The 23,792-nt window shown below is 67.1% G+C and carries 30 protein-coding genes; 29 read left to right on the forward strand and 1 reads right to left on the reverse strand.

Annotated elements, in window-relative coordinates; genetic code table 11:
• The 26 genes from AGI3411_RS26370 to AGI3411_RS26495 form a co-directional block, all read left to right on the forward strand.
• Positions 1-679 (forward strand): YbfB/YjiJ family MFS transporter (locus tag AGI3411_RS26370; protein WP_129530276.1); only part of this gene is annotated, 679 nt, incomplete at its 5' end.
• Positions 676-1,653, forward strand: a complete 978-nt coding sequence (locus tag AGI3411_RS26375) for a tripartite tricarboxylate transporter substrate binding protein (RefSeq protein ID WP_129530277.1) — start codon at positions 676-678, stop codon at positions 1,651-1,653. The genes AGI3411_RS26370 and AGI3411_RS26375, both read left to right, overlap by 4 nt.
• An 18-nt stretch (positions 1,654-1,671) precedes the next feature.
• Positions 1,672-2,733 carry an NAD(P)H-dependent flavin oxidoreductase gene (locus AGI3411_RS26380; RefSeq protein WP_129530278.1) on the forward strand — a complete coding sequence of 354 codons (1,062 nt, stop codon included), beginning with the start codon at positions 1,672-1,674 and terminating at the stop codon, positions 2,731-2,733.
• 243 nt (positions 2,734-2,976) lie between these two features.
• The gene (locus AGI3411_RS26385; RefSeq protein WP_129530279.1) at positions 2,977-3,813 is read left to right on the forward strand and encodes an ABC transporter ATP-binding protein; all 837 of its coding nucleotides are present in this window, start codon (positions 2,977-2,979) and stop codon (positions 3,811-3,813) included.
• Entirely contained in the window at positions 3,810-4,598 is a 789-nt protein-coding gene (gene mlaE, locus AGI3411_RS26390) for a lipid asymmetry maintenance ABC transporter permease subunit MlaE (protein WP_129530280.1), read from the forward strand. Before AGI3411_RS26385 ends, mlaE begins: the two co-directional genes overlap by 4 nt.
• A 12-nt stretch (positions 4,599-4,610) precedes the next feature.
• Positions 4,611-5,108, forward strand: coding sequence for an outer membrane lipid asymmetry maintenance protein MlaD (gene mlaD / locus AGI3411_RS26395; RefSeq protein WP_129530281.1), 498 nt, complete (start codon positions 4,611-4,613; stop codon positions 5,106-5,108).
• A 79-nt stretch (positions 5,109-5,187) separates the two neighbouring features.
• A complete protein-coding gene (locus AGI3411_RS26400; RefSeq protein WP_129530282.1) occupies positions 5,188-6,012 on the forward strand; it encodes an MlaA family lipoprotein in 825 nt (274 codons plus the stop codon).
• Between the two features lie 39 nt (positions 6,013-6,051).
• Positions 6,052-6,678 carry an MlaC/ttg2D family ABC transporter substrate-binding protein gene (locus AGI3411_RS26405; RefSeq protein WP_129530283.1) on the forward strand — a complete coding sequence of 209 codons (627 nt, stop codon included), beginning with the start codon at positions 6,052-6,054 and terminating at the stop codon, positions 6,676-6,678.
• A gap of 170 nt (positions 6,679-6,848) precedes the next feature.
• A complete protein-coding gene (locus tag AGI3411_RS26410; protein ID WP_129530284.1) occupies positions 6,849-7,655 on the forward strand; it encodes an ABC transporter ATP-binding protein in 807 nt (268 codons plus the stop codon).
• On the forward strand, positions 7,652-8,464 hold the full coding sequence (locus AGI3411_RS26415) for an ABC transporter permease (protein WP_129530285.1): 813 nt from the start codon (positions 7,652-7,654) through the stop codon (positions 8,462-8,464). Before AGI3411_RS26410 ends, AGI3411_RS26415 begins: the two co-directional genes overlap by 4 nt.
• A gap of 5 nt (positions 8,465-8,469) precedes the next feature.
• Positions 8,470-8,715 carry a BolA family protein gene (locus AGI3411_RS26420; RefSeq protein ID WP_129530286.1) on the forward strand — a complete coding sequence of 82 codons (246 nt, stop codon included), beginning with the start codon at positions 8,470-8,472 and terminating at the stop codon, positions 8,713-8,715.
• Positions 8,715-9,983: a UDP-N-acetylglucosamine 1-carboxyvinyltransferase gene (gene murA, locus AGI3411_RS26425; RefSeq protein WP_129530287.1), complete on the forward strand. Its 1,269-nt coding sequence runs from the start codon at positions 8,715-8,717 to the stop codon at positions 9,981-9,983. The genes AGI3411_RS26420 and murA overlap by 1 nt, the downstream gene beginning before the upstream one ends.
• 76 nt (positions 9,984-10,059) lie before the next feature.
• Positions 10,060-10,731, forward strand: a complete 672-nt coding sequence (gene hisG, locus AGI3411_RS26430; protein WP_129530288.1) for an ATP phosphoribosyltransferase — start codon at positions 10,060-10,062, stop codon at positions 10,729-10,731.
• Between the two features lie 53 nt (positions 10,732-10,784).
• A complete protein-coding gene (gene hisD / locus AGI3411_RS26435) occupies positions 10,785-12,089 on the forward strand; it encodes a histidinol dehydrogenase (RefSeq protein ID WP_129530289.1) in 1,305 nt (434 codons plus the stop codon).
• Entirely contained in the window at positions 12,086-13,174 is a 1,089-nt protein-coding gene (hisC, locus tag AGI3411_RS26440; RefSeq protein WP_129530290.1) for a histidinol-phosphate transaminase, read from the forward strand. The genes hisD and hisC overlap by 4 nt, the downstream gene beginning before the upstream one ends.
• Before the next feature lies 1 nt (position 13,175).
• A complete protein-coding gene (gene hisB / locus AGI3411_RS26445) occupies positions 13,176-13,763 on the forward strand; it encodes an imidazoleglycerol-phosphate dehydratase HisB (RefSeq protein ID WP_043545036.1) in 588 nt (195 codons plus the stop codon).
• Positions 13,764-13,796: 33 nt separating this feature from the next.
• Complete coding sequence (locus tag AGI3411_RS26450) at positions 13,797-14,495, forward strand: imidazole glycerol phosphate synthase subunit HisH (RefSeq protein WP_129530291.1); 699 nt, start codon at positions 13,797-13,799, stop codon at positions 14,493-14,495.
• Between the two features lie 55 nt (positions 14,496-14,550).
• Positions 14,551-15,291, forward strand: coding sequence for a 1-(5-phosphoribosyl)-5-[(5-phosphoribosylamino)methylideneamino]imidazole-4-carboxamide isomerase (gene hisA, locus AGI3411_RS26455; RefSeq protein WP_129530292.1), 741 nt, complete (start codon positions 14,551-14,553; stop codon positions 15,289-15,291).
• Positions 15,288-16,106 (forward strand): imidazole glycerol phosphate synthase subunit HisF, encoded by an 819-nt coding sequence (gene hisF, locus AGI3411_RS26460; protein WP_129530293.1) that lies wholly within the window; start codon positions 15,288-15,290, stop codon positions 16,104-16,106. The genes hisA and hisF overlap by 4 nt, the downstream gene beginning before the upstream one ends.
• A gap of 243 nt (positions 16,107-16,349) precedes the next feature.
• Positions 16,350-16,754: a phosphoribosyl-AMP cyclohydrolase gene (gene hisI, locus AGI3411_RS26465; RefSeq protein ID WP_129530294.1), complete on the forward strand. Its 405-nt coding sequence runs from the start codon at positions 16,350-16,352 to the stop codon at positions 16,752-16,754.
• Positions 16,751-17,101, forward strand: a complete 351-nt coding sequence (locus AGI3411_RS26470) for a phosphoribosyl-ATP diphosphatase (RefSeq protein WP_129530295.1) — start codon at positions 16,751-16,753, stop codon at positions 17,099-17,101. The genes hisI and AGI3411_RS26470 overlap by 4 nt, the downstream gene beginning before the upstream one ends.
• 17 nt (positions 17,102-17,118) lie before the next feature.
• Positions 17,119-17,487 (forward strand): histidine triad nucleotide-binding protein, encoded by a 369-nt coding sequence (locus AGI3411_RS26475; RefSeq protein WP_129530296.1) that lies wholly within the window; start codon positions 17,119-17,121, stop codon positions 17,485-17,487.
• A gap of 14 nt (positions 17,488-17,501) precedes the next feature.
• Positions 17,502-17,729, forward strand: a complete 228-nt coding sequence (tatA, locus tag AGI3411_RS26480) for a Sec-independent protein translocase subunit TatA (RefSeq protein ID WP_129530297.1) — start codon at positions 17,502-17,504, stop codon at positions 17,727-17,729.
• Positions 17,730-17,801: 72 nt separating this feature from the next.
• On the forward strand, positions 17,802-18,320 hold the full coding sequence (gene tatB, locus AGI3411_RS26485; RefSeq protein WP_129530298.1) for a Sec-independent protein translocase protein TatB: 519 nt from the start codon (positions 17,802-17,804) through the stop codon (positions 18,318-18,320).
• Entirely contained in the window at positions 18,317-19,108 is a 792-nt protein-coding gene (gene tatC / locus AGI3411_RS26490) for a twin-arginine translocase subunit TatC (RefSeq protein ID WP_129530299.1), read from the forward strand. The genes tatB and tatC overlap by 4 nt, the downstream gene beginning before the upstream one ends.
• A gap of 75 nt (positions 19,109-19,183) precedes the next feature.
• The gene (locus tag AGI3411_RS26495) at positions 19,184-19,549 is read left to right on the forward strand and encodes a helix-turn-helix domain-containing protein (protein ID WP_129530300.1); all 366 of its coding nucleotides are present in this window, start codon (positions 19,184-19,186) and stop codon (positions 19,547-19,549) included.
• A 23-nt stretch (positions 19,550-19,572) separates the two neighbouring features.
• On the opposite strand, the gene AGI3411_RS26500 is transcribed toward AGI3411_RS26495, so the two are convergent.
• Positions 19,573-20,733, reverse strand: a complete 1,161-nt coding sequence (locus tag AGI3411_RS26500; protein ID WP_129530301.1) for a trypsin-like peptidase domain-containing protein — start codon at positions 20,731-20,733, stop codon at positions 19,573-19,575.
• Between the two features lie 19 nt (positions 20,734-20,752).
• On the opposite strand from AGI3411_RS26500, the gene AGI3411_RS26505 reads away from it, so the two are divergent.
• The 3 genes from AGI3411_RS26505 (at position 20,753) to AGI3411_RS26515 (ending at position 23,776) form a co-directional block, all read left to right on the forward strand.
• Entirely contained in the window at positions 20,753-21,529 is a 777-nt protein-coding gene (locus AGI3411_RS26505) for a Nif3-like dinuclear metal center hexameric protein (RefSeq protein ID WP_129530302.1), read from the forward strand.
• Positions 21,530-21,772: 243 nt separating this feature from the next.
• Positions 21,773-22,399 (forward strand): glutathione S-transferase family protein, encoded by a 627-nt coding sequence (locus AGI3411_RS26510; protein WP_129530303.1) that lies wholly within the window; start codon positions 21,773-21,775, stop codon positions 22,397-22,399.
• A 45-nt stretch (positions 22,400-22,444) separates the two neighbouring features.
• Positions 22,445-23,776 carry an MFS transporter gene (locus tag AGI3411_RS26515; RefSeq protein ID WP_129530304.1) on the forward strand — a complete coding sequence of 444 codons (1,332 nt, stop codon included), beginning with the start codon at positions 22,445-22,447 and terminating at the stop codon, positions 23,774-23,776.
• Positions 23,777-23,792: the final 16 nt, after the last annotated feature.

Below are 23,792 nucleotides of genomic sequence, written 5' to 3' on the forward strand. Positions count from 1 at the left end.
CGGGCTGCGCCGCCGGGCCGCGCCCGTCCCGCCGCGCGCCGCCTCGGCGCCGGCCGCTGGCCTGCCTCCCGGCATGCTGGGGCTGGCCCTGCACTACGGCATCTTCGGCGTGGGCTACATCATTCCTGCCACCTTTCTCCCCGCAATGGCCAAGGAGACCATCCCGGACCCCGCCGTCTTCGGCTGGGCCTGGCCGCTGTTCGGGCTGGCCGCGGCGGTATCCTGCCTGCTGGTTCCGCGCCTGAGCCGGGGCCGCGACGACAGACGGATCTGGCGCGGCGCGCAGGCCCTGATGGCCGTGGGCATGCTCACCGTGGCGATATGGCACCATATTGCCGCCGTGATCCTGGCCGCCTTGCTGGTGGGCGGCACGTTCATGGTGATCACGCAGGCGGGTATGCTGGCGGCCCGGCGGGACGCCGGCGCGTCGGCCTCCCGCGCCGCCGCGATCATGACCGCGGCCTTCGCGGCGGGCCAGATATTGGGGCCGCTTCTGGCCTCATGGGCGGCGGACTGGGGCGCGGGCCTGCCCCAGGTGCTGGCGGGCAGCGCGGCGCTGCTGGCGCTTTCGGCATGGCGCTTGGGAAAAATCACGACAGATCGCGAAGGCGCTGGGCATAATGCGATCGGCCCGCAGGGCTGTTCCACTAGAAAGCAGAAAGAGGAGTTCCCAGCATGAAACCGTTGCGCCCCCTGATCGCCGCCGCCGCGGCAGCCGCCGCCTTCAGCGGCGCCGCCCAGGCCCAGACCGCGGACTGGCCGGTCAAGCCCATCACCATGATCGTGCCCTACGCGCCGGGCGGCTTCGCCGACACCCGCGTGCGCCTGCTGGCGCGCAAGCTGGGTGACACGTTGGGCCAGCCCATCGTGGTCGAGAACAAGGCGGGCGCGGGCGGCGTCGTCGGCACCAACCTGATCGCGCGCGCCGCCCCCGACGGCTACACCATCGGCACGGGCAACCTCGCGCCCATGGCGGTCAACCCGTCGCTGATGAAGGACATGCCCTACGATCCGCAAAAGGACCTGGCGCCCATCATCCTGATCGAAAACAGTCCGCTGGTGCTGAGCGTGAACAACACGCTGCCCGTGAAAACGCTGGCGGACCTGATCGCGCTGGCCAAGAAAGAGCCCGGCAAGCTGTCGTTTGGCTCGTCCGGCGTGGGCGGCGCCCACCACCTGTCCGGCGAGATGTTCCGCGAACAGGCCAAGATCGACATCGTCCACGTGCCCTACAAGGGCGGCAGCCTGGCCGCGACCGATCTCATGGGCGGCCATATCTCGATGATGTTCGAAATGGGCTATTCCGCGCTGCCCGCGATCCAGGGCGCCAAGATCCACCCCATTGCCGTCACGTCCGCCAAGCGCCTGGCCGTGCTGCCCGACGTGCCCACCATGGCCGAATCCGGCCTGCCCGGCTTCGAGTCGTACAACTGGCAGGGCATCGTGGCCCCCGCCGGCACGCCCGCCCCGATCATCGCCAAGCTCAATGCCGAGTTCAACCGCATCCTGAAGGAGCCCGACGTGCAGAAGGCCATCGCGGACACCGGCAGCCAGGCCGGCGGCGGCACGCCCGAGGAATTCGCGGCTTTCATCAAGAGCGAAACCGAAAAGTGGGCGCACGTCATCAAGGCTGGAAATATCCAGCTTCAATAATCTTCCAGGAGACATCCCATGGCTTCCCGTCTGATTGATCTGCTCAAGCTGCTTCACCCCGTCGTCCAGGCGCCCATGGCCGGCGGCGCCACGACGGTGGAATTGGTGTCCGAGGCGTCGAAGGCGGGAACCCTCGGTTCGCTCGGGGCGGCCTATATGAGCCCCGAGCAGATAGCGGCCGCGGCGCAGGCGATCCGCGCGCGCACCGAACGCCCCTTCGCCATCAATCTGTTCGCGTCCGTGCCGGAGGAGGCCATACGCGGCGACGCCAGCCGCATGCTGGCCCTGATGGCGCGCTATCACCAGCAGTTGGGCCTGCCCGCGCCCGCCGAACCCGCCCCCCAGCCGGACCCGCTGAAGGGACAGATCGAGGCGATCCTGCTGGCGCGCCCTGCCGTTTTCAGCTTCACCTTTGGCCGCATGCCTCCTGAAGCACTCGCGCGCTGCCGCGAGGCGGGCATCCTGACCGTGGGCACCGCGACCACCGTGCGCGAGGCCGTCGTGCTGGAGCAGGACGGCGTGGACGCCATCGTCGCGCAGGGCGCCGAGGCTGGCGGGCACCGGGGCACCTTCCTGGGCGGCTTCGAGGAATCGCTGATCGGCACCATGGCGCTCGTGCCGCAAGTGGCCGACGCCGTCTCGGTGCCCGTGATCGCCTCGGGCGGCATCATGGACGGGCGCGGCATCGCCGCCGCCCTGGCCTTGGGCGCCGACCTCGCACAAATGGGGACGGCTTTCCTGACCACGGAAGAATCCGGCATCACCGAGGCCTACAAGGCCGTCCTGCCCGCCTCGCGCTCGGAGCAGTCGCGCGTGACCCGGGCGTTTTCCGGCCGCCCGGCCCGCGGCATCGAAAACGCGTTCATGCGGGACGCCGATGCCCTCGCGGACGACATCCTGCCGTATCCGCTGCAAAACGCCCTGACGCGGCCCATGCGCACGGCGGGCGGCAAGGCGAGCAATATCGACGTGCTTTCCCTGTGGGCCGGCCAGGCCGCCCCCCTGGCCCGGCGCGAAACCACGGCGGACCTGATCCAGCGGCTGGCCCGGGAAATGGCCGCGGCGCAGGCGCGCCGCTGAACCGGGATTGTTCCCTGGTCCGAAAACACTGTTCCACGGGCAGCCCGTCGCGTTGTGATTGCAAAGCGTCGGGCTACAATGGCGCCTCGCCGCCGGGAGCCAAGGCCTGACTTTGTCCCGGCATATGAGTAACAGGGCGCTTCCCGACGCCGCCTGTCTTGTCCGCGCCGGCCTCATGCTCCGCCAGACGCGTCGACCAGACAGCAGGGCAAGCTCCGCCGCCGAAACACCCTTTCGTTGCCCATGCCCGCTCAAACAAGCAGCACCCCGGAATTCGCCCTGCGCCTGGAAGGCGTGGCGCTCGGCTACGGCGATTTCACCGTCCTGCGTGATATCTCCATGGATGTGCGCGCGGGCCAGGTGGTCGCCATCATGGGCGGCTCGGGCTCGGGCAAGACCACCCTGCTGCGGGCGGCCACCGGGCAGCTCACCGCGCAGCAGGGCCACGTGCTGGCCTTCGGCCAGGACATGGCGCACGTCACGCCGGCCGAACTGCAATCGCTGCGCACGCGCATGGGCGTGCTGTTCCAGCAGGGCGCGCTCTTCACCGACCTGAACGTCTTCGAAAACGTCGCCTTCCCGCTGCGCGAGCACACCCGGCTGGAAGAAGCGGAAGTCACCGAGCGCGTGCTGGACAAGCTCGACGCCGTGGGCCTGCGCGCCGCCGCGCACCTGAAGGTCTCCGAAATCTCGGGCGGCATGGCCCGGCGCGTGGCGCTGGCCCGCGCCGTGGTGCTGGAGCCCGAACTCATCCTGTACGACGAACCGTTCGCCGGGCTGGATCCGATCTCGCTGGGCATCACCGCCCGCCTGATCCGCAGCCTCGCCGACCGGCTGGGCTGCGCATCGGTGCTGATCACGCACGACGTGCAGGAATCGTTCTCCATCGCGGACCAGGTGTACCTGGTGGGCCAGGGCAGGCTTGCGGCCGCCGGCACCCCGGAAACGCTGTCGGCCTCGCAGGATCCCTATGTGCAGCAATTCCTGAAGGGCGAACCCGACGGCCCCGTCGCGTTCCAGTATCCCGAAACGCCCGCTTTCCAGAAGTGGCTTTCGCAACAGAAGGGGCGCAAGGCATGAGCGGATCCCGCAACGCCGTCGGCGCGCTGGGCAGCTGGGTGCGCACCCGGGTCTCGGGCATCGGCTACTTCACCCGGTTCTTCGGTGCCATGCTGGCGCGCAGCGGCATTGCCCTGTCGCGCCCCCGGCTGGTGTCGCAACAAGTCCATTTCATCGGCAACTATTCGCTGCTGATCATCGCGGTGTCCGGCATGTTCGTGGGCTTCGTGCTGGGGCTGCAGGGCTACTACACGCTGAACCGCTATGGCTCCGAAGAGGCCCTGGGCCTGCTGGTAGCCTTGTCGCTGGTGCGCGAACTGGGGCCGGTCGTCACGGCGCTGCTGTTCGCGGGCCGCGCCGGCACCTCGCTCACGGCGGAAATCGGCCTCATGAAGGCCGGCGAGCAACTCGCGGCCATGGAAGTCATGGCCGTAGACCCGATCCGCCGCGTGCTGGTGCCGCGCCTGTGGGGCGGCATCATCGCCATGCCCATCCTGGCGGCCGTGTTCTCCATGGTGGGCGTCCTGGGCGGCTGGGTCGTGGGCGTGGTCATGATCGGCGTGGACGCCGGCGCCTTCTGGTCGCAAATGCAAAATGGCGTGGACGTCTGGAAGGACGTCGCCAACGGTGTCATCAAGAGCCTGGTGTTCGGCGTCTCGGTGACGCTGGTCGCGCTTTACGAAGGCTGGCAGGCCAAGCCCACCCCCGAAGGCGTTGCCCGCGCCACCACGCGCACCGTGGTCGTGGGCTCCCTGGCGGTGCTCGGGCTGGACTTCCTGCTCACCGCCTTGATGTTTGGAAATTGATACGGATCGATCATGTCACGCGAAAAAACCGACTTCTGGGTAGGCCTGTTCGTATTGCTGGGCGCGGTCGCGCTGGCATTCCTGGCGTTGCGCGCCGGCAACTTGAGCACTTTTTCTTTCGCGCCGACCTATACGGTAACGGCCAACTTCGATAACGTAGGCGGCCTCAAGGTCCGCGCGCCCGTCAAGAGCGCCGGGGTCGTGGTGGGCCGGGTCGACGGCATTTCGTTCGACGACAAGACCTTCCAGGCGATCGTATCGGTCAAGCTGGAGACGGCCTATCAGTTCCCCAAGGACACGTCGGCGTCCATCCTGACGTCGGGCCTGCTGGGCGAACAGTATCTGGGCCTGACCGCGGGCAGCGAAGAAGAAAACTTTGCCGACGGCGGAAAGATCCGCTACACGCAGAGCGCCGTCGTCCTTGAACAGCTGATCAGCCAGTTCCTGTACGGATCGGCCGAGAAGCAGGGCACGACTTCGGCAGAGCCCGCCACGAAGACGCCTAATTAAAGACAATGCGAAAGACGCGGTAACAAGCCGCGCGACAGTACGCAATATCATAAGAATTATGGATAGGGATGCCCTGATCATGAATAAGAAAGCGATTTCCCGGATTGCCACGGTCGCAGCGGCTGGCGCCCTGATGGCGGGCTGCGCCGCGCCACAGAACCCGGATCCGCGCGACCCCTGGGAAGGCTTCAACCGGGGTATCTACAAGTTCAACGACACCGTCGACCGCGCCGTCTTCAAGCCGGTGGCCCAGGCGTACACCTTCGTCACGCCGGAACCGGTGCGCAGCTGCGTCCACAACATATTCAGCAACGTCGGCGACCTCTGGTCCGGCACCAACAGCTTCCTGCAGGGCCGGGGCCACGACTTCGTCAACACGCTCGGCCGCTTCCTGTTCAACACCACCATGGGCGTGGGCGGCTGCTTCGACGTCGCCTCGGCCAACGGCGCGCGCCGGATCCCGAACGACTTCGGTACCACGCTGGGCGTCTGGGGCATCGGCCAGGGCCCGTACCTGGTGCTGCCGTTCTTCGGTTCGTCCACCGTGCGCGACGGCGCCGGCCTGATCGGCGACTACGCCGGCACCACCTACGGGTACATGGGCGTGGACGCCATCGACAACGTCCGCCTGCGCAACTCGCTCTGGGGCCTGCGCGTGGTCGACACGCGCGCCAGCCTCCTGGACGCAACCGACACGGTCGACCGCGTGGCGCTCGACCCGTACAGCTTCGTCCGCGACGCCTACCTGCAGCGCCGCGCCGCCATGGTGCTCGGCCACAAGGTGGATGACGAAGCCTCGCTGCCCAACTACGAAGACGACGAGGACGACGCTACGCCCGCCGCCCCCGCCACGCCCGCCGCGCCAGCCCCCGCTGCGCCCGCGGCGCAACCCGCAGCCAAGTAGGCGGCGGGACTGCGCCATCAGTACCAGTAAGGAGTTTTGATGCGAGTTTCTTTTGTTTCCCTGCTGCAACGGCTGGTTTTCGCAAGCCTCCTGGGGCTGGCCGCCACCGCTGCGCAGGCCAAACCCGATCCCAACGGCCCTCCGGACCAGTTCGTGCTGGCCGCGGCCAATGAAACCCTCGATGTGCTCAAGGCCGACGGCGCCGTCAAGGCCGGAAACACCGCCCGCATCAACGAGGTCGTCAACGCGCACATCCTGCCTTACGTCGACTTCCAGAAAACGACGCGGCTGGCCGCCGGCCGCTACTGGCGCCAGGCCAACGACCAGCAGAAGACGGCCCTGGCCGAGGCTTTCCGCGGCACGCTGGTGCGCACCTACAGCGGCGCCCTGACCCGCGTCACGTCCAGCACCACCATCCGCACCCTGCCGTTCCGCGGCGATCCCAAGGCCGATGACGTCGTTGTGCGCACGCTGATCAGCCAGTCCAACGGCCAGCCGACGGGCGTGGACTACCGGCTGGAAAAGACCCCTCAGGGCTGGAAGATCTACGACATGAACGTCGAAGGCATCTGGCTGATCGAGAACTACCGCAACCAGTTCGCCCAGCAGATCAACCAGAATGGCATCGATGGCCTGATCGACGCGCTGAACCAGCGCAACAAGTGATCCCCATCCAGGCGATCCCGGCCCGGCGCGCCCCTTGAGGCCCGCCGGGCCGATCATTTCGGGGACGGATACCGCGCCGATCCGCACGGGCGCCAGGGGCATCGCCGCTTGCCGCCACAGGGCGCTTATATAATGAGCGATTCGCTCTTTTCGGGCCACTTCCCCCCGTCATGTCTGCTGTCAGTCTAGAAAACGTCTCCAAGATCTACTCCCCGCGCCAAAGCGGCTGGCGGAAGCTGCTCGGGCGCGCGCCCGGATCCGGCTTCCAGGCCCTGGACAACGTCAGCCTGAACATCGAACACGGCGAGTTCTTCGGGCTGCTCGGCCCCAATGGCGCCGGCAAGACCACGCTGATCTCGATCCTGGCCGGCCTGGCGCACGCCACCTCCGGGAGCGCCACGGTCTGTGGATACGACGTCGTGGCCGACTACAAGTCGGCTCGGCGCGCCTTGGGCGTGGTGCCGCAGGAGCTGGTCTACGACCCGTTCTTCACGGTGCGCGAGACCCTGCGCATCCAGTCCGGCTATTTCGGGCTGCGCAAGAACGACGACTGGATCGACGAAATCCTCTTCAACCTGGGGCTGGCGGACAAGGCCAATTCCAATATGCGGGCGCTGTCCGGCGGCATGAAGCGCCGCGTGCTGGTGGCCCAGGCGCTGGTGCACCGCCCCCCCGTAATCGTGCTGGACGAGCCGACCGCGGGCGTGGACGTGGATCTGCGCCGCACGCTGTGGGAATTCATCTCGCGCCTGAACAAGGCCGGCCACACCATCATGCTCACCACCCACTACCTGGAAGAAGCCGAAGCGCTGTGCGGCCGCATCGCCATGCTCAAGGGCGGGCGCATCGTGGCGCTGGACACCACGCAGGCCCTGCTGGCCCGCGTCGGCGGCGTTGACCTCGAAGACGCGTTCGTCCGCATCATGCACCAGGACGAGTCCGCCGCCGCTCCGCAACCCGAAGAGATCCCGTCATGACCCAGCCCATCGCGAGCGCCAGCCAGCCGCTGGTGCAGCCCCGCCTGGACGCGGGCTCCGGCTTTCCCACCCTGTTGCGCAAGGAATTGCTGCGCTTCTGGAAGGTCAGCTTCCAGACCATTGCCGCGCCGGTGATCACCGCGCTGCTGTATCTGCTGGTTTTCGCGCACGTGCTGGAAGGGCGCGTCATGGTGTATGGCAGCGTGCCCTACACGGCGTTCCTGATCCCCGGGCTCATGATGATGAGCATGCTGCAGAACGCGTTCGCCAACCCGTCATCGTCGCTCATCCAGAGCCGCATCACGGGCAACCTCGTGTTCATGCTGCTGCCGCCGCTGTCGCACCGCGACATCTTCGGCGCCTACGTGCTGGCGGCGATCGTCCGCGGCCTGGCGGTCGGCCTGTGCGTCTGGGTGGTGGCGCTGTTCTTCGTGTCGCTGGTGCCCTCGCATCCGCTGTGGCTGATCGTCTTCGCCGTGCTGGCTTGCGGCATCATGGGCGTACTGGGCCTGATCGCGGGCCTGTGGTCCGAAAAATTCGACCAGCTCGCAGCCTTCCAGAACTTCCTGATCATGCCGGCGACCTTCCTGTCCGGCGTGTTCTATTCCATCCACACGCTTCCCGCCTTCTGGCAGAGCGTGTCCCACTGGAACCCCATCTTCTACACCATCGACGGTTTCCGCTACGGATTCTTCTCGGTGTCGGACGTCTCCCCGTGGCGCAGCCTGGCGGTGGTGACGGGAGTGTTCCTCGCGCTATCGCTTTATGCGCTGCGGCTCCTGGCCAGCGGCTACAAACTCAGGAATTGACGTCCATGCTTCCCACCCCCGCGCAAGTCCGCCAATACATCGCGGAAGGCCTGCCCTGTGAACATCTCGACGTGCAGGGCGACGGCTCGCATTTTGACGCGGTCATCGTCAGCGCCGCCTTCGAAGGCAAGCGCCTCATCCAGCGCCATCAGCTGGTCTATGCCGCGCTGGGCGACCGCATGAAGGCCGAAATCCATGCGCTGTCCATGCGCACCCTGACGCCCGCCGAATACCAGCAAGCAGGCAAGTGATGGACAAGCTACGCATCACCGGAGGTTCGCGCCTGCACGGCGAAATCTCCATTTCCGGCGCCAAGAACTCGGCCCTGCCGATCCTGTGCGCCGGCCTGTTGACCGCAGACGCCCTGACCCTCAGCAACGTGCCGCATCTGAACGACACCGCCACCATGCTGCGCCTGCTGGGCCGCATGGGCATGCGCGCCGAGCGCGCCGCGGACGGCACGGTCACGCTGCAGGCCAACCAGATCGACAAGCTGGAAGCCCCCTACGACCTGGTCAAGACCATGCGGGCTTCGATCCTGGTGCTGGGTCCGCTGCTGGCGCGCTTCGGCGAAGCCCGCGTCAGTCTGCCCGGCGGCTGCACCATCGGCCAGCGCCCCGTGGACCAGCACATCAAAGGCCTGGCCATGCTGGGCGCCGAAATCAGCATCGAACACGGCTTCGTGGTGGCGCGCGCCAAGCGCCTGAAGGGCGCCTCCGTGCGCACCGACATGGTCACCGTCACCGGCACCGAGAACCTGCTGATGGCCGCGGTGCTGGCCGAAGGCCGGACCGTGCTGGAAAACGCCGCCTGCGAACCCGAAGTGGTGGACCTGGCCGAACTGCTCATCAAGATGGGCGCGCGCATCCAGGGCCACGGCACCAGCCGCATCGTGATCGACGGCGTGGATCGCCTGCACGGCGCCGAACACCGCGTCATATCCGACCGCATCGAAGCCGGCACCTTCCTGTGCGCGGTCGGCGCAGCGGGCGGCGACATCGTCCTGCGCAACACGGACGCGGACATCCTCGGCGCCACCCTGAGCAAGCTGACCGAAGCCGGCCTCACCATCGAGACCGGTCCCGACTGGATCCGCTGCGCCATGTCCTCGCGTCCCCGCGCCGTGGGCTTCCGCACGGTGGAATACCCGGGCTTCGCCACCGACATGCAAGCCCAGGTCATGGCGCTGAACACCGTGGCCGAAGGCACCTCGGTCATCGTCGAGACCATCTTCGAAAACCGCTACATGCACGTGCAGGAATTGCGGCGCATGGGCGCGGACGTCGACATCGACGGCCACACCGCCATCGTGCGCGGCGTGCCGAAGCTGTCGGGCGCCACCGTCATGGCCACCGACCTGCGCGCCTCGGCCAGCCTGGTCATCGCCGGCCTCGCGGCCGAAGGCGAGACCCTGGTCGACCGCATCTACCACCTGGACCGCGGCTACGACCAGATGGAAGTGAAACTGCGCGCCCTGGGCGCGAACATCCAACGCGTTACCGGCAAGGAACAGGCATGAACAATAGTTGCCCCCACGCTGCGCCTTCGGCTTGCTGCCCCCCGAGGGGGCGCGTTCATCTTGAGGCGGCTCGGCGATGAACACCACCGTCCCCCCCCTGACCCTGGCCCTGTCCAAAGGGCGCATCTTCGAAGAGACCATGCCCCTCCTGGCCGAGGCCGGCATTGAAGTCCCCGAGAACCCCGAAAGCTCGCGCAAGCTGATCCTGCCCACCAGCGATCCCGGCCTGCGCCTGATCATCGTGCGCGCCTCGGACGTGCCCACCTACGTGCAATACGGCGCGGCCGACCTGGGCATCGCGGGCAAGGACGTGCTCATCGAGCACGCCAAGGAGCAGCCCGGCGGCCTGTATCAACCCATCGACCTGAACATCGCCAAATGCCGCCTGGCCGTCGCGGTGCGCAAGGGCTTCGACTACGACGGCGCCGTCCACCAGGGCGCGCGCCTGCGCGTGGCCACCAAGTACGTGCATTCAGCCCGTGAACACTTTGCGTCCAAGGGCGTGTACGTCGACATCATCAAGCTGTATGGTTCGATGGAGCTGGCGCCGCTGGTGGGCCTGGCCGACTGCATCGTGGACCTGGTGTCCACCGGCGGCACCTTGCGCGCCAACGATCTGGTCGCGGTGGAGGACATCATGCCGATCTCATCGCGCCTGATCGTCAACCAGGCCGCGCTGAAAACCCGCGGCGCCCGCCTGCAACCGCTGCTGGACGCCTTCGAAAGAGCCGCCTCCCGTAACGCCTGACCCTCGCCCGCCGCGATGCCGCGGCGGCCGTTATCTGCTTGCTCCATGACGCCATGGCCCTGATCAATCGTCTCGACTCCCGCGATCCCGGATTCAAATCCGCCCTGTCCAAGCTGCTGGCCTTCGAAGCCACCGAGGACGAGTCCATCGACCGCGCCGCGGCCGGCATCCTGGCCGACGTGCGCGCCCGCGGCGACGCCGCGCTGGTGGAATATACGCAGCGCTTCGACCGCATGCCCGGCGTCTCCGCCGAGGCGCTGGAGATCCCCAAGGCAGACTGGCATGCGGCCCTGGCAGCGCTGCCCGCCGCCCAGCGCAACGCGCTGGAAGCCGCCGCCGACCGCGTGCGCGGCTACCATGAGCGCCAGCGCGTCGAAACCTGGACCTACACCGAGCCGGACGGCACGATGCTGGGCCAGCAGGTGACTCCGCTGGACCGCGTGGGCCTCTACGTGCCCGGCGGCAAGGCCGCCTACCCCTCGTCGGTGCTGATGAACGCCATCCCGGCCAAGGTCGCGGGCGTGCAGGACCTGATCATGGTCACCCCCACGCCGGACGGCGTGCGCAACCCCATCGTGCTGGCCGCCGCCGCAATCGGCGGCGTGGACCGCGTGTTCGCCATCGGCGGCGCGCAGGCCGTCGGCGCGCTGGCCTACGGCACCGCCACCGTGCCGGCAGTCGACAAGATCGTCGGCCCGGGCAACGCCTACGTCGCCGCCGCCAAACGCCGCGTGTTCGGCGTGGTCGGCATCGACATGATCGCCGGCCCCAGCGAAATCCTGGTCATCTGCGACGGCAAAACGCCGGCCGACTGGATCGCCATGGACCTGTTTTCGCAGGCCGAACACGACGAGCTGGCGCAATCCATCCTGCTGTGCCCCGACGCCGCCTTCATCGAAGAGGTCCAGGCCGCCATCGAACGCCTCCTGCCCACGATGCCGCGCGCCGACATCCTGCGGGTCAGCCTGGCCAACCGCGGCGCGCTGATCCAGGTCCGGAGCCTGGAAGAGGCGTGCCAGATCGCCAACGACATCGCGCCCGAGCACCTGGAGATCTCCACCGAGCAGCCGGAAAAATGGACCGCGCAGATCCGCCATGCCGGCGCGATCTTCATGGGACGCTTCAGTTCCGAAGCCCTGGGCGACTACTGCGCCGGCCCGAACCACGTGCTGCCGACCTCGCGCACGGCCCGTTTTTCGTCGCCGCTGGGCGTGTACGACTTCCAGAAGCGCTCCAGCCTGATCCAGGTTTCGCACCAGGGCGCCCAGCAACTGGGCCGCATCGCCGCCGAACTGGCGCTGGGCGAGGGCCTGCAGGCGCACGCCGCCAGCGCCCAGTACCGGATCGACAAGCCATGAGCATCGCCGGCCGCATCGCCAGCACCGTCCGCGCGGACATCCGCGAGCTGACCGCCTATCCCGTGGCGCACGCCGAAGGCTGCATCAAGCTGGACGCCATGGAATGCCCCTACGAGCTGCCGGAGGCGGTGCGCGAGGACATCGCCCGCAGCGTGCGCGATACCCCGCTGAACCGCTACCCGGCCGCCGACCTGTCGGCCCTGAAGGGCCAGATCAAGACGGCCTTCGGCGTTCCGGACGCGGCGGACGTGCTGTTCGGCAACGGCTCGGACGAACTCATCCATCTGGTCGTGCAGGCCTGCTGCAACCCCGGCGACACCGTGCTGTCGCCCTGGCCCTCTTTCGTGTATTTCGACATGGCGGCGCGTTTCGACCACGCCCGCTTCATCGGCGTGCCGCTGACCGAAGACCTGGCCCTGGACCTGCCGGCCATGCTGGCCGCCATCCGCGAACATCAGCCCAAGGTGGTGTTCCTGGCCGTGCCCAACAACCCCACCGGCGGCCTGTGGCCCGACGAGGCGATCCTGGCGATCATCGCCGCCGCTCCCGGGCTGGTGGTGCTGGATGAGGCCTACCAGCCCTTCGCCGGCAGCACCTGGATGCCCCGGGTGCTGGACGCGTCCAACGTGGTCGTCATGCGCACGGTGTCCAAGATCGGCCTGGCCGGCCTGCGCTTCGGCTACCTGGCCGGCCACCCCGCCTGGGTCGCCGAATTCGACAAGGTGCGTCCGCCGTACAACCTGGATGTGCTGACCCAGGCCACCCTGTCGGCCGTGCTGCGCCACAAGGCAGTGCTGGACGAACAGGCGGCCCGGCTGCGCGCGGACCGCGAGCCGCTGGCGGCCGCCCTGGCCCAATTGCCCGGCGTACGGGTATTCCCTTCCGCCGGAAACTTCGTACTTGCCCGCTTTTCCGGCAAGCTGGACGGCAACGCCGTGCATCTCGCGCTGAAAACGCGCAAAATATTGATTCGCAACTTCTCCAACGCCCATCCGCTACTGGCCAATTGCCTGCGCATCTCGGTGGGCACCCCGGCTGAAAACGCCGCCTTGCTATCCGCCCTGCAAGAGATTCTGAGTGCTTAACATGCGTACCGCAGAGATCACCCGCAACACCAACGAAACCCGCATCCGCGTGGCCATCAACCTCGATGGCACCGGCAAGCAGACGATCGACACCGGCGTGCCCTTCCTGGACCACATGCTGGACCAGATCGCGCGCCACGGCCTGATCGATCTCGACATCAAGGCCGAGGGCGACCTGCATATCGATGCGCACCACACGGTGGAAGACGTGGGCATCACCCTGGGCATGGCCATCGCCAAGGCGGCCGGCACCAAGGCCGGCCTGCGCCGCTACGGCCATGCCTACGTACCGCTGGACGAAGCGCTGTCGCGCGTGGTGGTGGACTTCTCGGGCCGTCCCGGCCTTGAGTACCACATCCCCTTCACCCGCGCCCGCATCGGCGATTTCGACGTGGACCTGACCCGCGAATTCTTCCAGGGCCTGGTCAACCACGCCCTGATCACGCTGCACATCGACAACCTGCGCGGTTTCAACGCCCACCATCAGGCTGAAACGGTTTTCAAGGCCTGTGGCCGCGCCTTGCGCATGGCCCTGGAAGTCGATCCCCGCATGGGCGACGTCGTGCCCTCCACCAAGGGCGTGCTGTAACGTTCGCGATCCCACCGCTCCAGGCAGAAAGAAGTGACCACTATCGCCATCGTCGACTACGGAATGGGCAATTTTCATTCCGTCGCCCGCGCCCTGAAGTACGCCGCCCCCGATGCGGACGTCCGTATCTGCAACCAGCCCCAGGAAATCGCCGCGGCCGACCGCGTCGTGTTTCCCGGGCAGGGCGCCATGGCGGACTGCATGCGCACCCTGAATGAATCGGGCCTGCGCGACGCCGTTGTGCGCGCCGCGCGCGAAAAACCCCTGCTTGGCGTCTGCGTAGGCGAACAGATGCTGTTCGACTCCAGCGAAGAGGGCGGCACGTCCTGCCTGGGCCTGTTCCCGGGTGTGGTGCGCCGCTTTTCGGGCCCGCGTTTCGCGGACCTGCTGGCCGGCGACGACGACGCCTGCCTGGCCGATACCGGCGCGGCCGGGCTGGCCGACACCAGCCCCGAACGCCTCAAGGTTCCGCACATGGGATGGAACAAAGTGCGCCAGACGCGCTCTCATCCTATCTGGGCCGGCATTCCGGACGAAACGCACTTCTATTTCGTCCATAGTTACTACGCCGACCCGGCGGATCCCGGCCTGACCGTTGGTGAAACCGATTATGGTCTCGCCTTTACCTGCGCAGTGGCGGCAGCTAACATTTTCGCGGTGCAGTTTCATCCCGAAAAGAGCGCCGAACACGGTTTGCGCCTGTATCGCAATTTTGTAGACTGGCAGCCGTAGGCCCTGGCCTGCGTCCGCCCGCCCATTCAACCCCTATATTTTCTCGCTGCCCACCATGCTGCTGATCCCCGCCATCGATCTCAAAGACGGGCGCTGCGTGCGCCTGCGCCAGGGTGACCTGGACGATGCAACGGTGTTCTCCGAAGACCCCGCCGCTATGGCCACCCGCTGGCTGGACCAAGGCGCCCGCCGCCTGCACCTGGTCGACCTGAACGGCGCCGTTGCCGGCAAACCCAAGAACGAAGTGCCCATCAAGGCGATCCTGGACGCCGTCGGCGACGATATCCCCGTGCAGATCGGCGGCGGCATTCGCGACCTCGACACCATCGAACGCTATCTCGATGCCGGCATTTCCTACGTGATCATCGGCACGGCCGCCGTCAAGAATCCCGGTTTCCTGCAGGATGCCTGCGGCGCCTTCCCCGGCCAGATCATCGTCGGCCTGGACGCCCGCGACGGCAAGATCGCCACCGACGGCTGGAGCAAGCTGACGCGCCACGACGTGCTGGACCTCGCCAAGAAGTTCGAAGACTACGGCTGCGAGGCCATCATCTACACCGACATCGGCCGCGACGGCATGCTGTCGGGCGTCAACGTCGAAGCCACGGTCCGCCTGGCCCAGCACGTGCGCATCCCCGTCTACGCCTCGGGCGGCATCGCCGGCATCCAGGACATCGAAGCCCTGTGCGCCGTCGAGGAAGAAGGCGTCGAAGGCGCCATCCTGGGCCGCAGCATCTACGAAGGCACGCTCGACTTCCAGGCGGCGCAGGCCCGCGCCGACGAATTGGCAAAATGACGACCTCCAGCAGCACCCCCGGCGCCGGCGCGCCCGCCTCGAGCGCGCTGACCCGCCGCATCATCCCCTGCCTCGACGTCACCGCCGGGCGGGTCGTCAAGGGCGTGAACTTCGTGAATCTGGCCGACGCGGGCGACCCCGTCGAAATCGCCCGCCGCTACAACGAGCAGGGCGCCGATGAACTCACGTTCCTGGACATCACCGCCACCAGCGATGGCCGCGACCTGATCCTGCCCATCATCGAACAGGTGGCCTCGCAGGTCTTCATCCCGCTGACGGTGGGCGGCGGCGTGCGCCAGGTATCCGACATCCAGCGCCTGCTCAACGCCGGCGCCGACAAGATCAGCATCAACAGCGCCGCCGTGGCCAATCCGGAACTGGTCCGCGCGGCCTCCGACTACCACGGCTCGCAATGCGTGGTGGTGGCGATCGACGCGCGCCGCGTGTCGGCCGCGGGCGAACCGGCCCGCTGGGAAGTCTTCACCCATGGCGGCCGCAAGGCCACCGGGCTGGACGCCGTGGCCTGGGCCCGCCGCATGGCGGCCTATGGCGCCGGTGAAATCCTGCTGACCAGCATGGACCGCGACGGCACCAAGTCCGGTTTCGATCTGGAACTCACGCGCGCCGTCTCCGACGCGGTGCCCGTGCCCGTCATCGCCTCCGGCGGCGTGGGCTCCCTGCAGCATCTGGCCGACGGCGTCACCGCCGGCCGCGCCAGCGCGGTCCTGGCCGCCAGCATTTTCCACTTTGGCCAGCATACCGTGGGCGAATGCAAACGCTTCATGGCTGGCCAGGGTATCCCAGTGAGGTTGTGATCCCCCCCGAAGCGCCTTCGGCGCTTCCCCCCGGGGGGGCGCCGCCACGGACCGGCAAAGCCGGCTCCGCGCGGCCACCGCTGGTGGGGTATCGCTTGCTGATGACGGGAAGGCCTTCGAATGCGCGGAGGAGGTAGCCCCCCCTGTTTGGGGCGGCTCACGCGTGCAACAATGTATTGCCGTAAGATTATGGATCGCACTGCGCCGGTTTCATGCGCCGCGCGCGGGACTATGGATAGAAAGATGAGCAACGAACCCGCCTGGATCGCCGACGTCGTCTTTGACGAAAACGGCCTGATACCCGCCATCGCGCAGGACGCCGACAACGGCCAGATCATGATGGTGGCCTGGATGAACCGCGAATCGCTCGCCGAAACCGCGGCCACCGGCCGCGCCGTGTACTGGTCGCGCTCGCGCCAGCGCCTGTGGCGCAAGGGCGAGGAATCCGGCCACGTCCAGCAGGTGCATGAACTGCGCCTGGACTGCGACGGCGACGTGATCCTGCTCAAGGTGCACCAGGAAGGCGGCATCGCGTGCCACACCGGCCGCGCCAGCTGCTTCTACCGCCGCCTGGAAGGCCAGACCGACCAGGCCAGCTGGGTCACGGTGGACCCCGTGCTCAAAGACCCCGAACTGATCTACAAATGACCCACCAAGCCGCAAGCGCCGCCCACATCCTGGCGCGCATCGCCGACACCCTGGAAACCCGCCGCCCCGAGAACGGCGGCGATCCCAAGGCCTCTTACTCCGCCAAGCTGCTGGCCAAGGGCCCCGATGCCTTCCTGAAGAAGATCGGCGAAGAAGCCACGGAGCTGGTCATGGCCGCCAAGGACGGCGTGCCGGACCGCATCGTCAGCGAAACCGCCGACCTGTGGTTCCATTGCCTGGTGGCGCTGGCCCACTTCAACCTGCGCCCCGAAGACGTATTGGCCGAACTGGCCCGCCGTGAAGGGCTGTCGGGCCTGGCGGAAAAAGCGAGCCGCCCGCAAGACTGACCACGGAAACCCGGAAAATGAGCGACAACTGTATCTTCTGCAAGATCGCCACTGGCGACATCCCGTCCAAGAAGGTCTATGAAGACGAGGATTTTGTTGCGTTCCACGACATCAATCCCGCCGCACCGGTGCATTTATTGTTGATCCCTCGACGTCATGTCATATCCATGCAGGATATTACGGCCGAGGACGCAGGTTGGTTGGGTAGAATGATGTCATTGGCACCGCGGCTTGCCGCAGAAAACGGTTGCCGCCCGGGCCCTGATGGCGGATTTCGCATCATGATCAACTCTGGCGTCGAAGGCGGCCAGGAAGTCCCGCATCTGCATTTCCACATCATCGGCGGCTCGCGCCCCTGGAAAGGGCGCGTGGCCCCCAACGCGTAATTCGGAGAAACATCATGGGTAGTTTCAGCATTTGGCATTGGTTGGTCGTCCTGGTCATCGTGGCGCTGATTTTCGGCACCAAGAAGCTGCGCAACATCGGCTCGGACCTGGGCGGAGCGGTCAAGGGTTTCAAGGAAGGCATGAAGGAAGCCAACGGCGACAAGCCGGCCGAACCGATCGCGCAGCAGCGCGTCTCCGGTGAAACCATCGACGTGCAGGCCAAGGAAAAATCCAACTCCTGAGCCTTCGCCTGCCTCCCGGGCCCGCCCTGACCGGGCCGGCCCTCATCGCATCAACTTCCAAGCGGCCGTCGAATGTTTGATGTCAGCCTCACTGAACTGATGGTGATCGGCGTCGTCGCCTTGATCGTCATCGGACCCGAACGCCTGCCCAAGGTGGCCCGCACCGTCGGCCACCTGCTGGGGCGCGCGCAGCGTTACGTCAATGACGTGAAGTCCGATATCCAGCGCGAAATCGAACTCGACGAGCTGCGCAAGTTCAAAAACGAAATGGAAGACGCCGCCCAGGGCGTGCAAAAGTCCCTGAACGAGACGCAAGCCTCGCTCCAGGAACCGGTTCAGCAGTTCCGCGCCGAGCTCGACGAAGCCGCCCGCGCCGCCAGCGGCACGGCCACGCCGGAGGCCGCCGCGGAAGCGCCCGCCGAGCCCGTCCGCACGATCGCCCCGCCCGGCCAGAACCACAGCCTGGACCTGGATCTTCCCCCGGCGGCCGAGCCCGCGCCAGCCGCCGCAGCCCCGCAACCCGCCCCGGCGCCCAGCGCGCCCAAGGCTGACGAGGCCAAGCCCGTCTTGCCCTCCGGAACACCAACGTGACCCAGGACGCCTCCCAAGAAGAAGGCCAGCAGGAGACCTTCATCTCCCACCTGGTCGAGTTGCGCACCCGACTGCTGCGCGCCGTCGCCGCCGTGGTCGGTGTGTTCATCGTGCTATTCATCTACCCCGGCGCGTCGGCCATCTACGACGTGCTGGCCCAGCCCATGCTTGCCTCGCTGCCGGAAGGCACGCGCATGATCGCCACGGGCGTGATCACGCCCTTCATGGTGCCCGTCAAGGTCACAATGATGGCCGCGTTCATCGTGGCGCTGCCCGTGGTGCTGTACCAGGCCTGGGCGTTCGTGGCCCCGGGGCTGTACAAGCACGAAAAGCGCCTGGCGCTCCCGCTCATCGTTTCCAGCACCTTCCTGTTCATCGCGGGCATGGCGTTCTGCTATTTCGTGGTGTTCCGCACGGTATTCCATTTCATCGCCACGTTCGCGCCGCAGTCCATCACTCCGGCGCCGGACATCGAGGCCTATCTCAGCTTCGTCATGACCATGTTCATGGCGTTCGGCATCACGTTCGAAGTGCCCGTGGCGGTGGTGCTGCTGGTGAAGATGGGCGTGGTCGAACTCTCCAAGCTGAAATCCGCGCGCGGCTACGTCGTGGTGGGCGCCTTCATCATCGCCGCCGTGGTCACGCCGCCCGACGTGGTCAGCCAGTTCATGCTGGCCGTGCCGCTGTGCCTGCTGTATGAGATCGGGCTGATCTGCGCCCGCATGGTCACGCCCAAGCCCGATGCGGCGGACGAGGCATCGTCAGGCTCCCTGACCGAACGCCAGTAACGATCCCGGACGGTCCTGCCCCAAGCAGGACCGTTTCACGTTGTGGGCCGATGGCTGCAACCCTAAATTGCAGCCATGTCACTCGCCCAACGCCTGCACACCCTGATGCGGTGGCGCGGCATCAAAAGCCAGAACCAGCTGGCGCGCATCTCCGGCGTGCCGCAATCCTGCATCCACCGGATCCTCACTCGCCAAGACCGCTATTCCCCGTCGCGGGCCACCTTGCTGCGGCTGGCCCGGGCGCTAGACACCAGCGTGCCCTGGCTGACCGACGGCGTGGGGCAGGCCGCAATCGCCGCGCCATGCGGCGGCGCCGGCCAGCCCGACGATGCCGCCGACGGCTACTGCGCCGAAATTCACGCGCTGCTGCGCCAACAACCCGAAAGCACCAAAAAGACCGTGCTGCTGGCGGTCCGGCTGATGCTGAAAGGCACCGCCTAACCGTCATCCGGCAGGCACAGACCCTAGCGGGGCTTGCCCGGGCGCGTGCCCACCACCACCGCCAGTTCCACCAGCTTGCCGCCGCGCAGGACGCTCAGCGTAGCGCGCTGGCCGGGCGGCAGCTGCGCAATCTCGGACAACAGATTGGTGGTGTCGACCATGCGCTTGCCGTTGACGGACTGCACGATGTCGCCCACTCTCAGGCCGCCTCGCGCAGCGGGCCCGTCGCGCATTACGCCGGCGATGATCACGCCCGTCGTATTGCGGTCCAGTTCGAAGGCGCGGGCCAGTTCCGGCGTCACGTCCTGCGGCTCCACGCCCAGCCAGCCGCGCTTCACCCCGCCGGTCTTGACGATCTCGTCCATGACCTTGCGCGCGATCTCGATGGGCGTGGCGAAACCGATGCCCATCGATCCGCCGGATTCCGAATAGATGGCGGTATTGATGCCGACCAGGTTGCCTTCGGCGTCGATCAGCGCGCCGCCCGAATTGCCCGGATTGATCGCCGCGTCGGTCTGGATGAAGTGTTCGTAGGTATTCAGCCCCAGGCCGTTGCGGCCCAGCGCCGACACAATGCCCTGCGTCGTGGTCTGCCCCACGCCGAACGGATTGCCAATCGCCAGTACCACGTCGCCCACGCGCAGGCCGCGGTCGGGGGCCAGCGTGGCGGCCGGCAGGGCGCGCAAGGAGGCCAGCCGCAGCACCGCGAGATCGGTGTCCGGATCCGCGCCCACCACCTTGGCGGCATCGCGGCGGCCGTCGGACAGCGCGACCTCGATCGCGTCGGCGGCCTGCACCACGTGATAGTTGGTCAGCACATAGCCGTCCTGGTTCACGATCACGCCGGAGCCCAGGCTGGTCGACGCCTGGCGCCGCGTCACGCCCGGCACCTGGCCGAACAGCTGGCGCAGCACCGGATCGTCGGGCAGCGGGATCAGCGGCACGTTCACGTGCTTGGTGGTGTATACATTGACCACGGACGGCGCGGCGCGGGCCACGCCGTCGGCATACGACGCCACCCCCATCGCGCGCCCCGCGGGCGGCCTGGCCGCCGCCGTGGCGGCCTGCGGCCCCGCGGCCGGGCCCGCCAGCCGCAACAGATCCGGCCGCAGGGTAGTGACCACGAATAGAATACCCAGGCAGACCGTGACGGCCTGAGCGAATATCAGCCAATATCGGCGCATGTTTCTGATAGGACAAGCAATGAGTAAAGTCGACGCCCACGTCCTGGCCAACTGGCTGGACGATACCCTGCAAACCGCACGCTTCAAGGACTATTGCCCCAACGGGCTGCAGGTGGAAGGCCGATCCGAAATTGGACACATTATCGCCGGAGTCACGGCCAGCGAAGCGTTGCTGCGTGTGGCGGTCGAACGCGGCGCGGATGCGGTGCTGGTGCATCACGGCTGGCTCTGGCGCAACGAAGACCGCCGCGTGATCGGCACGCGGCGCGCGCGCATGGCCCTGGCCCTCAAGAACGACCTGAATCTTTACGCCTACCACCTGCCCCTGGACGCGCACCCCGCGCTGGGCAACAACGTGCAGCTGGCGCGCGTGCTGGGCCTGGCTCCCGCGCTGCGCGATGACGGCTCGCCGCAAACCTGCGGGCCCGACAACCTGGTCTGGCTGGGCGAGGCGCCGGACTTGAAAACGCTGGGCCAGCTGGGCGAGCGCGTCGCCGAGCGCCTGGGCCGGCAGCCGCTGGTCGTGGGCGACCCCGACCAGCCGCTGGCGCGGGTCGCCTGGTGTACCGGCGGCGCCCAAGGCATGATTGCCGATGCCGCGGACGCGGGCGCCAGCGCCTACATCACGGGCGAAGTGTCCGAATCCACGGTGCACCTGGCGCGCGAAACCGGCGTGGGCTTCATCGCCGCGGGCCACCACGCCACGGAACGCTACGGCGTCCAGGCGCTGGGCCAGGCCGTGGCGGAGCGCTTCGGCATTACGGTCGAATTCGTGGACATCGACAACCCGGCCTGATCCCGTCCCGCACGTTCCATCGACACGCCAGAAAAAGCGCCCCCGGGGCGCTTTTGTCATTTCATCGGCACCCGCGCCGGCCTTCCGCGGCCGGCAGGCGCGCGCGCGCCGCTGCGCGTCGCATCCGGTCAATCGGGGTTCTCTCCCTGTCAACTCCGGTGGCGCCACCCCGCCCTAGCATTCCATGCAGCAGCTCCCGGTCCGGCTTTTCCGGCCGGGTTTTTCTCACCCGGGCTACACAGAATGCTGACACTCTACGACCACCCACGCTCCGGCAACTGCTACAAGGTCCGGCTCTTTCTCGCACTCATCGGCCAGGACTATCAAAGCTGCTTTGTCGACGTCCTGGCGCGCAAGAACCAGACCGAGGCGTTCGAGCGCATCAGCGCGTTCCAGCAAGTTCCCGCGCTCGTCGACGGCGGCCTCTCCATCTGGGACAGCCACGCCATCCTGCTCCATCTCGCCCACCAGTACGCCCCTCAATGGCTGGCGCCGCCGCCTCGGCTCGGCGCCATGCACGCCTGGATCTCGGTATCCGCCAACGAAATCGCAAACAGCCTGCAGCCGCTCCGGCTGACGCACGTGGTCGGCAACGCCGAGGCGGCGCACCACCTGGGCGTCAGCGAATCGCTGCTGGACGTGCCCGGCATGGAACGCCGCACGGCGCGCGTCCTGGGCCGCATGGACAAGCGCCTGGCGCAAACCCGCTGGCTCGCTGGCGGCGACGTGCCAACCGTGGCCGACATCGCCTGCTACGGCTACGCCGCGCTGGCCGAGGAGGCCGCCATCGACATCACGGCCTATCCGGCCCTTGCCGCATGGCGCCAGCGCATTCAGCAGCTGCCCGGATACGTCCCGCCGGGCTCATAGATCGCACGCCCCACAAAAACCAATAAACCGCCAAGAGGAAACAACATGGACGCCATTCAGACCGCACAACCGCTGTCCCGACCACACAAGAAGCCGAACCTGTTTCGAATCGCCGTCGCCACGGTGGTCGGCACCGCCGTGGAAGCTTTCGACTTCCTCGCCTACGGGACGGCCGCTGCGCTGGTATTCAACAAACTGTTCTTCCCGCAATTCGACCCGGTCACAGGAACGCTCGCGGCCTTCGGCGCCTTTGCCAGCGGCATGCTTGCCCGACCCATCGGCGGCATCATCTTCGGCCACTTCGGCGACCGCATCGGACGCAAGTCGATGCTGACGCTGAGCCTGCTGCTGATGGGCATATGCACCGTGCTGATCGGGCTGTTGCCGACCTACGAACAGATCGGCATTTCCGCGGCGGTGTTGCTGGTCGTGCTGCGGATTGGGCAAGGCCTTTCGTTCGGCGGAGAAATGGGCGGCGCCATGCTGATGGCGGTGGAGCATGCGCCGCCGAAATGGAAGGCATTTTTCGGCAGCCTGCCGCTGGTGGGCGCGCCGTTGGGCATCCTGCTGTCGGTGGGCTCTTTCGCGCTGGTAACGCGCCTGCCCGAGGCCGATTTCCTTTCCTGGGGCTGGCGCCTGCCCTTCGTCGCAAGCGCCGTGCTCATCGTCGTGGGCCTGTTCATCCGCCACGGCATCGACGAATCGCCCGAGTTCGAGCAGGTCAAGCGCGAGAAGGCCCTGGCCCGGCAGCCGCTCGAGGAAAAAATGCCGCTGGGTGAACTCCTGCGCACGCATGGCAAGTCCCTCATCCTGTGCATCGGCTGCAAGATCGCCGAGGTAACCCTCATCTACACCTTCCTCGTGTTCTCGGTGTCTTATGCCGTGTCGAAGCTGGGATTCAGCCGGACCGACGCACTGCATGCCTTGCTGTATGGCGCCGGCGTGCTGATGTTCACCATCCCGCTCTTCGGCGTGCTGGCCGACCGCATCGGGGCGCGCCGAGTCTGTGGCTGGGGCGGGATGTTCCTGGGCGTCATGGCCATCCCGATCTTTCTTGCCGTGGGCAGCGGCTCGCTCGTGGCCTACAGCATTGCCGTCTTCATCGCCATGGCGTTCAACTACGCGATCATGATCGCGCCCCAGTCGAACCTCTACAGCGTCCAGTTCCCCGCGGAACTGCGCTATTCCGGGCTGTCCATCGGCGTGCAATTCTCCGCCGCCATCGGCGGCGGCCTGGCGCCTCTTATCTCGGCCACGCTGGTCCAGAAGTTCGACAGCATCCTTCCTGTCGGCATCTACCTGGCGTTCCTCGGCGTCGTCGCCGGCACCTCGGCCTTCCTCATGAAACCGACGCCGCAGGACGCGCGCCGCGGCTGACGCGCCGAAGCAAGCG

It is taken from the genome of Achromobacter agilis (assembly GCF_900496965.1).
Lineage (GTDB): Bacteria > Pseudomonadota > Gammaproteobacteria > Burkholderiales > Burkholderiaceae_B > Achromobacter > Achromobacter agilis.

Coding starts and splice junctions, on each gene's coding strand:
- AGI3411_RS26375 (WP_129530277.1), top strand. CDS start 676: ATGAAACCGTTGCGCCCCCTGATCGCCGCCGCCGCGGCAGCCGCCGCC.
- AGI3411_RS26380 (WP_129530278.1), top strand. CDS start 1,672: ATGGCTTCCCGTCTGATTGATCTGCTCAAGCTGCTTCACCCCGTCGTC.
- AGI3411_RS26385 (WP_129530279.1), top strand. CDS start 2,977: ATGCCCGCTCAAACAAGCAGCACCCCGGAATTCGCCCTGCGCCTGGAA.
- mlaE (WP_129530280.1), top strand. CDS start 3,810: ATGAGCGGATCCCGCAACGCCGTCGGCGCGCTGGGCAGCTGGGTGCGC.
- mlaD (WP_129530281.1), top strand. CDS start 4,611: ATGTCACGCGAAAAAACCGACTTCTGGGTAGGCCTGTTCGTATTGCTG.
- AGI3411_RS26400 (WP_129530282.1), top strand. CDS start 5,188: ATGAATAAGAAAGCGATTTCCCGGATTGCCACGGTCGCAGCGGCTGGC.
- AGI3411_RS26405 (WP_129530283.1), top strand. CDS start 6,052: ATGCGAGTTTCTTTTGTTTCCCTGCTGCAACGGCTGGTTTTCGCAAGC.
- AGI3411_RS26410 (WP_129530284.1), top strand. CDS start 6,849: ATGTCTGCTGTCAGTCTAGAAAACGTCTCCAAGATCTACTCCCCGCGC.
- AGI3411_RS26415 (WP_129530285.1), top strand. CDS start 7,652: ATGACCCAGCCCATCGCGAGCGCCAGCCAGCCGCTGGTGCAGCCCCGC.
- AGI3411_RS26420 (WP_129530286.1), top strand. CDS start 8,470: ATGCTTCCCACCCCCGCGCAAGTCCGCCAATACATCGCGGAAGGCCTG.
- murA (WP_129530287.1), top strand. CDS start 8,715: ATGGACAAGCTACGCATCACCGGAGGTTCGCGCCTGCACGGCGAAATC.
- hisG (WP_129530288.1), top strand. CDS start 10,060: ATGAACACCACCGTCCCCCCCCTGACCCTGGCCCTGTCCAAAGGGCGC.
- hisD (WP_129530289.1), top strand. CDS start 10,785: ATGGCCCTGATCAATCGTCTCGACTCCCGCGATCCCGGATTCAAATCC.
- hisC (WP_129530290.1), top strand. CDS start 12,086: ATGAGCATCGCCGGCCGCATCGCCAGCACCGTCCGCGCGGACATCCGC.
- hisB (WP_043545036.1), top strand. CDS start 13,176: ATGCGTACCGCAGAGATCACCCGCAACACCAACGAAACCCGCATCCGC.
- hisA (WP_129530292.1), top strand. CDS start 14,551: ATGCTGCTGATCCCCGCCATCGATCTCAAAGACGGGCGCTGCGTGCGC.
- hisF (WP_129530293.1), top strand. CDS start 15,288: ATGACGACCTCCAGCAGCACCCCCGGCGCCGGCGCGCCCGCCTCGAGC.
- hisI (WP_129530294.1), top strand. CDS start 16,350: ATGAGCAACGAACCCGCCTGGATCGCCGACGTCGTCTTTGACGAAAAC.
- AGI3411_RS26470 (WP_129530295.1), top strand. CDS start 16,751: ATGACCCACCAAGCCGCAAGCGCCGCCCACATCCTGGCGCGCATCGCC.
- AGI3411_RS26475 (WP_129530296.1), top strand. CDS start 17,119: ATGAGCGACAACTGTATCTTCTGCAAGATCGCCACTGGCGACATCCCG.
- tatA (WP_129530297.1), top strand. CDS start 17,502: ATGGGTAGTTTCAGCATTTGGCATTGGTTGGTCGTCCTGGTCATCGTG.
- tatB (WP_129530298.1), top strand. CDS start 17,802: ATGTTTGATGTCAGCCTCACTGAACTGATGGTGATCGGCGTCGTCGCC.
- AGI3411_RS26495 (WP_129530300.1), top strand. CDS start 19,184: ATGTCACTCGCCCAACGCCTGCACACCCTGATGCGGTGGCGCGGCATC.
- AGI3411_RS26500 (WP_129530301.1), bottom strand. CDS start 20,733: ATGCGCCGATATTGGCTGATATTCGCTCAGGCCGTCACGGTCTGCCTG.
- AGI3411_RS26505 (WP_129530302.1), top strand. CDS start 20,753: ATGAGTAAAGTCGACGCCCACGTCCTGGCCAACTGGCTGGACGATACC.
- AGI3411_RS26510 (WP_129530303.1), top strand. CDS start 21,773: ATGCTGACACTCTACGACCACCCACGCTCCGGCAACTGCTACAAGGTC.
- AGI3411_RS26515 (WP_129530304.1), top strand. CDS start 22,445: ATGGACGCCATTCAGACCGCACAACCGCTGTCCCGACCACACAAGAAG.